Here is an 11,690-nt window from a genome sequence, read left to right as displayed (position 1 = left end):
GCTGTCTTGGGCGTCAGGAGAGCGGGATCGCACCTGGCTGGCTTGCTTGAATCCCGACTGCAAGGCGGTCGTCATTATTTCAAAATAATGGGCGAAATGAAGAGGTATTCAAGCAAGGTAATATTACATGATCATTCAAGAAGTCGCGCTCACCCCAGTATCAAGTGACTTGTCGCCGTCATGTCTGTCATGTATTGGCGACAGGGTTGCAAGTTTATCTTTCGTTGGCTGATTGAAGATAACAATTGGATACCATTTAAATAAAAGAAAGTACAAATAAGCCTGCTGTGTATATTTACAGGCTCCGGGCGTGTCTTGTTACGCTGTTTTTCCTCAATCAATCACGTCTATGGAGAGCGCATGGCACAGTGGGGCACGTTATTGGTCATTCTGGCAGCCCTCCAGTGGGGGATTACCGGTGGGCTGGGAAGTCAGTTGATGTCGTGGGGCTGGCAGGCCGAAGTCATTTCGTTCTGGCGCGCCATGGTGGGGTTCATCTGCATGCTGGGCTGGATGGTTCTGTTGGGGTATCACAAGCGCCCGGCTGACTCCAAGCGGGGGCTGTTGATGTGGTCATTGCTGGCAGGTTTGGGAGTCGCCGGCAATTTCATGTTCTATTTCAAGAGCGTCAATGAAAGCAGTGTCGCGGTCGCTGCCACCCTGATGTACAGCGCGCCCATCTTTGTCTATATCGCCTCTTTCCTGGCGCGTGTCGAGAAACCGACGCCGACCAAGTTGGGGGCGATCGTGGTGGTGATGATCGGCATCGTACTGCTGACGGGCGTGCTGCAATCCGGCTCTGCGTCCGTCACCCCTCTGGGTATCGCCTTTGGCTTGTTGGCGGGCGTGTCTTATGCAGTATTCATCTTTGCCTTCAAGTCCGCTTCACGGCATGGCAGTGTGCCGGGGATCCTGGCCATCGCGCTGGGCTTGAGCACCTTGATCATGGTGCCGTTCACGGACATGGGGCAGGCAATTGCGGTGCCTTTCGCCGATGAGTGGTGGGTCTTCATCCTGTTCGGGCTGGTGGGCGGTGGCCTGTCCTTCTATTGCTATATTGCCGGGTTGCGCCATAGCTTGCCTTCGGTCGCCTCCATCGTCGCCATGATCGAGCCGATCACTGCCACCCTTTATGGCCTGCTGATTCTGGATCAAGGGCTGGATGCCATACAGATAGGCGGCATGGTGTTGATTCTGCTCGCGATCACGGTGCTGAGCCTGGCGCAGAATCGCCCGGAGGTACTGCTGCGCATGCCGCTCGGGTTGCGCAAGGACACCTCAAGGGACGCGCAGACGAGTCAGGCGAAACAGACAAGTCAATGACGGCTTGTGAGTCCTGCACCAGCACCTTCATTCTGCTCGCGAACGTGATGATTGCCGCGAGGCACACGATGCAAAAGTCTCGATGGCACTAGCGAAGTGATGAAGGGGGCTGAACACGACAACGCCTCGTCAGCATGGCTGGCGAGGCGTTGTCGTGTTTACGGTTGTCATGAACTCGTGTGTCATCAGCATACATGATGCCGGTGCGTGCTTGATCAGCCTCGTTGTCAGCTATCGCTGAGCACGGCGGCAAGTTCAGGGCTCGGGCGACTGGCATTGACGAAGAAGTCATTCATCGTCAGCAGCAGGTACTTCTTCATCATGTTCTGGGCGGGCAGGAAGATGCGATCACCGAAGTCGAAGTTGCCTGCCTGGTGCGGTACGGAGTCCTGAACGGCGTAATCCTTGCTGAACAGCAACTGCTCGTTCTTGTCGTAGAGACGGTACTGGACATCGAAATCGGCAATGATATCGAAATCCTCATTGGCGACCCCGAAAGTCAGCAGATTCTTGGTCAGGTTCTGGGCGATCAGGTAATCAAGATAGACAGGGCCACGATTCTCATGAGCCTGGATTTCCACCTGCAGGCGGTAGTCGCTGGCGCGTGCATCATGGGTGATGCGCGAAGATGCGGGCAACTGCTCACGCAGCAATTGATCGAAGTGGGTCATCGCCGGTGAACAGATACGCGACAGCTTGATGTTACCCAGTGGTTGCATGGCCTGCTGGGCTGCGCCGGAAAACAGGTTGCCCTGTGGCTGGCTGTAATAGACGTCGGAATAGAACACCTTGTGCTGGTAGGCCTGCGCCTCCACCGGCGTTACCTTCGGGACATCGATGTGCGCGCGCGACACGCAGCCGGCCAGCACCATGAGGGCAGCGCCCGCGACAGCGAGTTTCATCAATGGCTTGGGCATTCGAGTGACGGGCATATGACGAATTCTCGGGCGTGGCGAAGTTGTCGCTCACCGTAACATGCGCATGTCATAGGGCTAAACACGGGCCAGACAACGCCTTTCAACCATTGTTACCTTTTGTTGAATATTGTTGCATTTGTATGTGTGAAAGCTCGCAAGAGGCGCAAGCTCAATCGAACCAGCGCTTGAGCACCTTGTCCGCGCGTGCGCGATGTTCCGGCTTGATATGGGCCGCCACGATGGCCACCGCGCCCGCCATCAAGGTGATGTCGTCGGTGTAACCCAGCAAGGGGGTGAAGTCCGGCAGGGCATCGATGGGGGAAATGAAGTAGCCCAGCGCGCCATAGATGGTGGTTCTGGCCCAGACAGGGGTATCGGAATCCTGCGCCGCGAAATACATGCGCAGGGCGGGATTGAGTGCTGTCTGGCCGGCCTTGCGGGCGACCGACGAGACCTTGTGCCAGAAACCTTCCTCGCTGTACTCGGAGGCGTGGGCCGTGAGGGGCTGTGCATCCGGTGCCGGCAATCGGGGTGTCTCGAGTGGAGTGGACGTGATGGTCGTGTCCTTGCTCATGGGGTGTCCTCCGTCAGCTCACGAGGATGGCGATGACGGCCAGCCTCGCGCTTGATCGTATCATGCCTCCCTATGACAGGTGTCGCCCAGCCACGTTCCCTGCCAGGTGTCCTCCCATGCGGACGTGCCATAACGACGCCTCCCCGCCGACAGTGATGTGGGCGGGGAGGCGTCGTGGGTCTAGAGGCCATCGGAGCCCAGCTCAGGCGGGCAGGTCGAACAGCAGCGCATGCAGGCCTCGCGCCTCATCGAGAGTGGCCTCGGGTTCATGATCCAGCGTGACGGCATCCCCCGCGGACAGGAGCAGGCTCTGCTGATCCTTGCCCTTCAGTGTTGCCGTCCCGTCGATGACGTGCAGGTAGTAGCGGCGCTTTGCGTCCAGTGGCAGTTCCAGTGCTGTGCGTTGCTCGTCATCCCCTTGCAGGCCGATGCGATACATCCGGGCATCCTGATTGATGGACAGGATGCCGTCCACGGCCTCTTGTGGCGGGGCGATCAACAGGTCGAGTCCCTCGCGTGCCGTGAAGGCTTGCTGCTGATAGCGCGGCGTCAGGCCCCTGGCATCCGGGGTGATCCAGATCTGCAGGAAATGCAGTGGCTGGCGAGTCGAGGGATTGTACTCGCTGTGCTCGATACCGCTGCCGGCACTCATCAGCTGGACTTCGCCCACTCCCAGGGTGCGATGTGAGCCCATGGTGTCACGATGCTCGATGCTGCCTTCCAGCACATAGCTGATGATTTCCATGTCACGGTGCGGATGCGTCTCGAAGCCTGCGCCGGGTGCCACGGTGTCATCATTGAGCACGCGCAGTACGGAGACGCCCATGTGATTCGGGTCATAGTAGCTGGCGAAGGAAAAGCTGTGGCGGCTCTCCAGCCAGCCGAATCGGGCATGACCGCGTTCTGCCGCTGGACGTAACGTGAACATGGCAACCTCCTCAGAGTGTCGTGGTGTCTGCTGGTGAGTGAAGCAGGCTTCAGTCTTCGCGCACGGCGTTGCTGCCCGGTTGCAGTACCCGGTCAAGGGACAGCTTGCCGCCGCCGGTGATCATGAGGCTGGCCGCGATGGTCAACAGGGCCAACGCGTATTCGAAGCCGTTGTTGCTCATGAACAGGCCATTGCCGATATGCACGGTCAGGATGGCGATCAGCATCGTGAAGACCAGCACGGCAGCCGCCGGGCGCGTCAGGAGACCGATGAGAATGGCCAGTCCGCCGAAGAATTCACCGCTGCCGGACAACAGTGCCATCAGGTAGCCGGGCTCGATGCCCATGGAGGCCATCCACTGCCCCGTGCCTTCCAGACCGTAGCCGCCGAAGGCGCCGAACAGCTTCTGTGACCCGTGGGCCATGAAGATGATGCCGGTGGGCACGCGCAGCACCAGGCTTGCGAGGCTCGTGTCAGTGGACATCAGACGAGATAGGGCGGATTTGAACATGAGTGGCTCCAGGGATCAGGTAAGGAGTGGATTTTCCAATCAGTGTGTCTGATCGATGGCGCTACTATAAAATGCGATGTCACAGAAAAATAACGGAGGATTCTGGTCTGATTGATCAGATTTTTTGAATCATGGTCTCACCCATCACGCTGGACGCGCTGCGCGTACTGGATGCCATTGACCGACGTGGCAGTTTCGCCGCGGCCGCCGAGACACTGCACCGCGTGCCCTCGGCGATTTCCTACTCGGTGCAGAAGCTGGAGGAAGAGCTGGGCGTACCGCTGTTCGACCGTTCGCGCCGCAAGGCCGAACTGACCGATGCCGGACGCCTGGTGCTGGAGCATGGGCGACGCATTCTGCTGGCCACCGATGAGATGACGGCGCTGGCGCGTCAGGCGGGGGCGGGCTGGGAAGTCGAGCTGCGTATCTGTGTCGATACCATTCTTGATCCGGACGCGCTCTATCCGCTGTTGGAGGAGTTTCAGGCCATCCAACCGCGTACCCGGGTGGTACTCGGTGAGGAGGTGATGGGGGGCGCCTGGGAAGCGTTGCACGACAACCGCTGTGATCTGGTGATCGGAGCGCCCGGCGAGGCACCCGTATCGGGGTTGTCGAGCCGAGTGTTCGGGGCGATCGAGCCGGTCTTCGCCGTGGCGGCCGGCCATCCGCTGACACATCTGCCACAGCCGCTGTCTGCCGACGCCTTGCGTGACTATCCCACCGTCATTGTGGCCGATAGTTCGCGCAGCTTGCCCGGGCGCTCTTCAGGGCTGCTGGATGGTCGCAGTCAGATCATCGTCAAGACCACGGCGCAGAAGATAGACGTCCAGCGCAAAGGGCTTGGCGTCGGCTATCTGCCGTTGCACCGGATTCGTCAATCACTGGAAGACGGCAGCCTCACGGTGCTGCAACTGGAGACGGATCGCGCGCCGATCGATCTCTCCCTTGCCTGGCGCAGTGGCCGTCAGGGCAAGGCGCTCAAATGGTTCCTCGAGCGCTTGGCTGCCCCCGGCATGGGCGAGGCCTTCGGGCTGTTGCCGCGCAAGGCAACGATTGACTTGCGTAAAGATTGAATCGCGCAAGCGCCCTCAGCCCCAGTCGAGCACCACCTTGCCCGACTGACCGGAACCCATGATCTCGAAGCCCTGCTGGAAGTCTGCGACGGGCAACCGGTGCGTGATGATGGGCGTAAGATCCAGCCCTGACTGGATCAGGCTGGCCATCTTGTACCAGGTCTCGAACATCTCACGGCCATAGATTCCCTTGATGGTCAGTCCCTTGAAGATGACCTTGGTCCAGTCGATGGCCATCTCGCCGGGGGGGATGCCCAGCATGGCGATCTTGCCGCCGTGGTTGATGACATCGAGCATCTGACCGACGGCAGAGGGTACGCCGGACATCTCCAGCACTACATCGAAGCCCTCATGCATGTCGAGCTCCGCCATCACCTCCTTCAGGGATTCGCGGCTGACATTGACGGTGCGGGTCGCGCCCATCTGCTTGGCCAGTGCCAGTCGATAGTCATTCACGTCGGTGATCACCACGTGACGGGCGCCGATATGGCGGATGACCGCCGCCGCCATGATGCCGATGGGCCCGGCGCCGGTGATCAACACGTCCTCGCCGACCACATCGAAGGCCAGCGCCGTATGCACGGCGTTGCCGAAAGGGTCGAAGATGGCCGCCAGGTCATCGCTGATCTCATCCGGCAGCTTGAACAGGTTGTAGGCGGGTAGAGCGAGATATTCGGCGAAGGCGCCCGGACGGTTGACGCCCACGCCCTCGGTATTGCGGCACAGATGGCGACGCCCCGCGCGGCAGTTGCGGCAATGGCCACAGGTGATGTGTCCTTCGCCTGAGACACGGTCGCCGATCTCGTAGCCGCGCACCTCGCTGCCCAGTGCGACGATTTCCCCCGCATACTCATGACCGGTGACCATCGGCACCGGCACGGTCGCCTGTGACCACTCATCCCACTGATAGATGTGCATGTCCGTGCCGCAGATCGCGGTCCTGCGGATCTTGATCAGCACATCGTTGTGGCCGATTTCCGGCACGGCCGTCTCGGTCATCCAGATCCCGGGTTCGGGCTTGAGCTTGGCCAGCGCCTTCATGCATCACCTCCCGTCGCAGACCCGATCACGCCCATCTCGCGGCCGATGCGCGCGAAGGCCGAGACGGCCGTGTCGATCTGCTCCGGGGTATGCGCCGCCGAGAGCTGGGTGCGAATGCGCGCCTGTCCCCTGGGCACCACCGGATAGGAAAACCCGATCACGTAGATGCCGGCCTCCAGCAGCCGATTGGCGAAGTCGCCCGCGAGGCGTGCATCGCCGATCATCACCGGAATGATGGCGTGGCCGGCACCCGCGAGGGTGAAGCCGGCGGCCTGCATGCCACGACGAAAGCGTTCGACGTTCTCCCACAGCTGGTGGCGCGCCTCGGCGCTATCCTCGATTCTGTCCAGCGCCTTGAGGGTCGCCGCCACGATGGGCGGCGCCAGCGAGTTGGAGAATAGATAAGGGCGTGAGCGCTGGCGCAGCCACTCGACGATGGGGCTGCGCGCGGCCGTCACACCGCCCGAGGCACCGCCCAGCGCCTTGCCGAAGGTGGTGGTGATGATGTCGATCTGATCCATCACGTCATGGTATTCGTGGCTGCCACGCCCGTTTTCGCCGACAAAGCCGGTGGCGTGGGAGTCATCCACCATCACCAGCGCGTCGTAGCGGCGGGCGAGCTCGCAGATGCCCTTGAGATTGGCGATCACGCCATCCATCGAGAAGACACCATCGGTGGCGATCAGCTTGAAGCGTGCGCCAGCCCCGTCCGCCTCCTTGAGGCGGGCCTCGAGTTCGCGCATGTCATTGTTGGCATAGCGATAGCGGCTAGCCTTGCACAGGCGCACGCCGTCGATGATGGAGGCGTGGTTGAGCGCATCGGAAATGATGGCGTCTTCAGGGCCGAAGAGTGTCTCGAACAGGCCACCATTGGCATCGAAGCACGAGGAATAGAGGATGGCATCGTCCATGCCCAGAAAGGCCGCGAGGCGCTTTTCCAGCACGCGATGCTGGTGGTGGGTGCCGCAGATGAAGCGTACCGAGGCCATGCCGAAGCCATCACGCTCCAGCGCCTGTTGCGCGGCCGCGATCAGCTCGGGGCTATCGGCCAGGCCCAGATAGTTGTTGGCACAGAAGTTGATGACCTGGGCGCCTTGTCCCTCGTCCTTATCACTGGCGGAAACCTGGATGCTGGCACGCTGGGGCGAGGTGATCTCGCGCTCCTGCTTGTAGAGGCCTTCTTCATGCAGCGCATTGATCTGACGGCTGAGGTGGTCGTGGAAACTAGCTGGCATGCGTCGCTCCTGTCTGTCGTGATCCTGTTCGCTTCCGATGGACGCTGTACGCCTTGGGGAAACGTGGTGACACACACTTCAGCCTAGTAGGTCGTTGTCAGCACAGCAGGGCTCTGTCGGCGTCGAGGGCGCAAGACCCGCCATTCCATTCCTGGCAGGTGATGAAAAAAGGCAGGCATCAGATGTGACACGGCCCTGCACCTCGTTAGAGGGCAGGGCCGTTGTGCTGGACAGATTGCGTTGCGACAGATTGCGTCGCGCCAGATCGTTGTCCTGGATTGCGTCGGCACGCGCTGCGGCGTACCTCACGCCATGGCGGTTCAGCGCTGGGCGAGTGGCGCCGATGTCGGGATGGCCTGGGAGGCGCGATCACGGCGTACGCGGATCACGAAGGCGATCACCAGGGCGAAGATGCCGAAGGCGACCGGGATCGCGGCGACCGAGATCAGGCTCAGCAGGGTCTTGTAGACGTCCCCGCCCAGCCAGCTGACCACGATGGCCAGGGCGGCCATGGCGATGATCCAGAAGGCGCGTGAGCGCTTGACGGTCAGCATCTCGCAGACCAGTCCTGCCGAGTCGGCACTGGTGATGAAGAACAGCAGGATGTTGAGCGTCAGTATCACCGAGAGGATGCCGGTGGTGTCGATGGTATCGATCAGCTTGAACACGTCCTCGACGCCCAGACTGAGGCTGCCGAGCCCGAACACCACGAACCACAGGCACGAGAACAGGGTCGGTACCAGCATCACCCCCAGCACCATGCCACGCAGGGTACGGCCCTTGGAGATGCGCGCCACGAAGACGCCGGTGAAGATGAACCAGCCGTACCAGGCAGCCTCGAAGGCATACAGCCAGTCGGCCAGCCACGCCTTGCGCTCCGGATCACCCAGGCCGATGTCGGTGGCCATCGCCGGGTACTTGAGCAGGTATTCCGGCACCAGACGCACGAAGGTGGAAAGGATGTCGCCGGGGACGGTCAGCACCAGCACGCCGATCATCAGAATGATGGCGAACAGGGTGTTGTAGTTGCTCAGCCACTTGATGCCGCGCTTGAGGCCAGAGGCGGAGGAGATGATGGCGCATATGGCCAGCACGCAGATGATCAGGGTCGGGCTGAATTCGATACCGACCAGCTTGACCAGTCCCTGCTGGATCGGGGTGGTCGCGTAGGTGAAGGACAGCGACAGGCCGATGACGGTGGAAACGACGAGGCTGACCAGGTTGAGCTTGCTCCACAGGCCATTGCCCAGCAGTTCTTCGGCGGGCTTGGTCAGCTTCATGTTGTACATGGCATGCGCGAACAGCGCGCCGATGGCCAGATAGCCCGCCCAGGCAAGCAGGCCCCAATGATTGAAGGCATTGAGCAGTGCCATGTCGGTGCTCTGTCCGGCATCGGTATGGTATTTGGGCTCCAGCACGCCCCAGGTGAGCAGGCCGATGCCCATGCCGGTGGCAAACAGCATGCCCATCCAGCTCAGGGTGTGGAATTCCGGTTCGCCTTCACCGAAGCGCAGCTTGCCCAGCGGCGTGAAGCACACCGCGACCATCACCAGCGAGATAGCGAAGGCCGGCCAGGTGAAGATGAAGCCGAGATTGCCGATCACCGAGGTCTTGACGGTGTCGAGGGCTGCGAGGAATCCCGTCGGGAAGAGGGCGGCGGCACCGATCAGCAGCATGATGACCGCCACGGTGGCGATCGAGGTCAGGTACTTGCCCTTGGCGGAGTCCGTGTCCCCCAGGCCGCAGACGGCATCCGTGGTGGCCTCGGGCTGGCGAGAGGAGGAAGTGTCGGTCGTCATGTGAGCGCGATTCCTGAAGTTATTGTTGTCGAACTGGCAAGCTGACGGCAGCAAGAAGTCGTCAAGAGAGGGCAGATATCGATGGCTGACTCCTGTGGGTGGCAAGGACCTCATAAGCCTATCTTGCCCTCTGGTTAATTTTTGGTTATTGGCGACCAGTATTTGCCATAACACGACATTATGAGTCTCGTGGGACGCCTGACGTGAAAGGCGTGCCTCAAGACCCGCCGTTGCCTGCTGGCACGACGGGCTCGGGTCGAGTGAGAGGCTTTGAGCGGGCTCAGGGGCCTGTGTGATGCTGGGCGGGTTTCTTGAACCTTTTCAGCGCGTTGCCGGATTCCTGATAGAGCGCCACCAAGAGGCCCAGCGTCATCGCCACGATCACGAAGCTCATCGGCAAGGCGGCGGCCATCAGAATGGTCTGCAGTGCCTTGAGTCCGCCCGCCATCAACAAGGTACCGGCCACCAGTCCGATGCAGATGCCCCAGAAGATACGGTGACGCGCCAGCGGCTCCTCATCGCCCAGCGACAGGATGGTGGTAACCACCAGGGTGCTGGAGTCGGAGCTGGTCACGAACCAGCTGATCAGCAGGAAGATCAGCAGAGACGACAGGATGACGCTCAGCACGCTGTTGCCCGCCAGGGCATCGGCGGTGGCGAACAGCGCTTCGGGCAGATTCCAGTTGCGCACCAGTGCCATCAGTTCACCGCTGCCGGCCCCCATCGTGGCCGTCAGCTCCTGATGCAGACCGGTACCGCCGAACAGCGCCTGCCAGATGAAGATGATCAGCGGCGGTGCGATCAGCACGCCCAGAATGAATTCACGCAGGGTGCGGCCCTTGGAGATGCGGGCGATGAACAGACCGATGAACGGTGCCCATGCCAGCCACCAGGCCCAGTAGAAGATGGTCCAGCCGACCTGCCAGCTGTTTTCTCCCGCGGTCTCGGCGACCCACAGCCCCATCGGCACCACGTCGCGCAGATAGGCCAGCAGCGTCTCGCCGAACAGTGAGATCAGCCATAGCGTCGGGCCACCGATCAGGAAGCTGCCGACCACGAGGACCGACACGCCGATGTTCAGCTCGGAGATGAAGCGAATCCCGCGCTTGATGCCGGAAACCGCCGAGGCGATGGAGATCGCACTGATCGCGACGATCAGCGCCAGCTGCGTGCCGATGCCGGCATCCAGTCCGGTAAGGCGATTGAGGCCGACCGCGATCTGGCTGACGCCCAGACCCAGTGAGGTGGCGATACCGAACACGCAGCCCAGCACGCCCATGATGTCGACGGCATGGCCGATCGGGCCGTAGATGCGGTCACCGATCAGCGGATAGAGCGCCGAGCGCAGCGCCAACGGCAGTTTCTTGCGATAGGCGAAGTAGGCCAGCGTCATGCCGACCATGCCGTAGATCGCCCAGCCATGTAGCCCCCAGTGGAAGAAGGCCACCTTGAGTGCCTCGACGGCGCGGGCGTGATCCATGGCGGTCGCGCCGGCCAGGTCCGCATGCGGATTGTTGGGATAGCCGAAGCCACCGGAATTGTCGAAATAGAACATCGGCTCCGCGACACCGAAGAACAGCACGCCGATGCCGACACCTGCCGAGAGCAACATTGAGATCCAGGTGAAGCGCGAGAATTCCGGGACACTGTCCTTGGGGCCGAGGCGCAGGCTGCCCCAGGGCGAGCACACCAGTACCAGCGACAGGGCGATCATCGCGACCACCAGCACCAGGTAGTAGGTGCCGAAGGTATGTTCGATCCAGCTGCGCGCGGCACCGAAGATGGCGGCCGCTCCATCGGGTGAGAGACCGGCCCCGACGACGAACGCCAGCAACAGGCCGGCCGAGGTCAGGGTCATGCCCTTGTGCATGCCCTTGAGCGGGCCGCTGGTTTCCACCTGGAGATGTGCCGTGAGGGCATTGTCTTGCGAAGGGTGTCGTGCGGGATCACCGAGCGGATCATGGTCTGTCGCTGCCATGAGAAGACTCCTGAATTGTTGTAGTTGTTGTGTGAGCTGTTGTTTCAATTGCTGTTTGAACTGTCGCTCCTGCTGCGGCCTGAGTGTCTTGAGGCCTTTAGAGCGGAATCGATACGAGTAAGGCCGGTGGCTGAAGTGGGGAGATGGTATTCACGATCAGGCCAATGCCGGGGGAGGCCCATTTCGAGAACGCAGAGTGCGTGATGCTTGCCTGACTGGGCACTTTTTCGGTCAATGTCCTGTCAGCAATGCAACTGGCTGTCAGGCAGACGGTTGCGCCCTTCCAGACTAGTCAGGCGCGGTGTATGGGC

Annotated in this window: 10 protein-coding genes; 2 read left to right on the top strand and 8 right to left on the bottom strand. The window is 61.2% G+C overall.

Translation table 11 applies throughout. The features are described from left to right. Nucleotides 1–360: 360 nt before the first annotated feature. Nucleotides 361–1,323, top strand: a complete 963-nt coding sequence (locus F8A90_RS10570; RefSeq protein WP_200017101.1) for a DMT family transporter — start codon at nucleotides 361–363, stop codon at nucleotides 1,321–1,323. Nucleotides 1,324–1,550: 227 nt separating this feature from the next. Here F8A90_RS10570 and F8A90_RS10565 read toward each other — a convergent pair whose 3' ends face one another. From F8A90_RS10565 to F8A90_RS10550, 4 genes are all read right to left on the bottom strand, one after another. Further along, nucleotides 1,551–2,225, bottom strand: coding sequence for a hypothetical protein (locus tag F8A90_RS10565; RefSeq protein WP_200017100.1), 675 nt, complete (start codon nucleotides 2,223–2,225; stop codon nucleotides 1,551–1,553). A 184-nt stretch (nucleotides 2,226–2,409) separates the two neighbouring features. Beyond that, complete coding sequence (locus F8A90_RS10560; RefSeq protein ID WP_200017099.1) at nucleotides 2,410–2,814, bottom strand: YkvA family protein; 405 nt, start codon at nucleotides 2,812–2,814, stop codon at nucleotides 2,410–2,412. A 202-nt stretch (nucleotides 2,815–3,016) separates the two neighbouring features. Further along, a complete protein-coding gene (locus F8A90_RS10555) occupies nucleotides 3,017–3,742 on the bottom strand; it encodes a pirin family protein (protein ID WP_200017098.1) in 726 nt (241 codons plus the stop codon). Nucleotides 3,743–3,791: 49 nt separating this feature from the next. Beyond that, nucleotides 3,792–4,253, bottom strand: a complete 462-nt coding sequence (locus F8A90_RS10550) for a DoxX family protein (protein WP_084208395.1) — start codon at nucleotides 4,251–4,253, stop codon at nucleotides 3,792–3,794. A 131-nt stretch (nucleotides 4,254–4,384) separates the two neighbouring features. Here F8A90_RS10550 and F8A90_RS10545 point away from each other — a divergent pair, with 131 nt between their 5' ends. Next, nucleotides 4,385–5,326: a LysR family transcriptional regulator gene (locus F8A90_RS10545; protein ID WP_200017097.1), complete on the top strand. Its 942-nt coding sequence runs from the start codon at nucleotides 4,385–4,387 to the stop codon at nucleotides 5,324–5,326. Between the two features lie 15 nt (nucleotides 5,327–5,341). Here the strand turns inward: F8A90_RS10545 and tdh are convergent, their stop codons facing one another. The 4 genes from tdh to F8A90_RS10525 all read right to left on the bottom strand — a co-directional run bounded on the left by tdh (nucleotide 5,342) and on the right by F8A90_RS10525 (nucleotide 11,379). Next, entirely contained in the window at nucleotides 5,342–6,367 is a 1,026-nt protein-coding gene (tdh, locus tag F8A90_RS10540; protein WP_200017096.1) for an L-threonine 3-dehydrogenase, read from the bottom strand. Then, nucleotides 6,364–7,602 (bottom strand): glycine C-acetyltransferase, encoded by a 1,239-nt coding sequence (locus F8A90_RS10535; protein ID WP_200017095.1) that lies wholly within the window; start codon nucleotides 7,600–7,602, stop codon nucleotides 6,364–6,366. The genes tdh and F8A90_RS10535 overlap by 4 nt, the downstream gene beginning before the upstream one ends. Nucleotides 7,603–7,922: 320 nt before the next feature. Continuing rightward, nucleotides 7,923–9,401: a BCCT family transporter gene (locus F8A90_RS10530; RefSeq protein WP_200017094.1), complete on the bottom strand. Its 1,479-nt coding sequence runs from the start codon at nucleotides 9,399–9,401 to the stop codon at nucleotides 7,923–7,925. Nucleotides 9,402–9,681: 280 nt separating this feature from the next. Continuing rightward, nucleotides 9,682–11,379, bottom strand: coding sequence for a BCCT family transporter (locus F8A90_RS10525; protein ID WP_200017093.1), 1,698 nt, complete (start codon nucleotides 11,377–11,379; stop codon nucleotides 9,682–9,684). Nucleotides 11,380–11,690: the final 311 nt, after the last annotated feature.

Source organism: Cobetia sp. cqz5-12 (genome assembly GCF_016495405.1).
Taxonomy (GTDB): domain Bacteria; phylum Pseudomonadota; class Gammaproteobacteria; order Pseudomonadales; family Halomonadaceae; genus Cobetia.
Note: the sequence above shows the minus strand (reverse complement) of the source record. Positions and strands in the feature narration are given on the sequence as shown.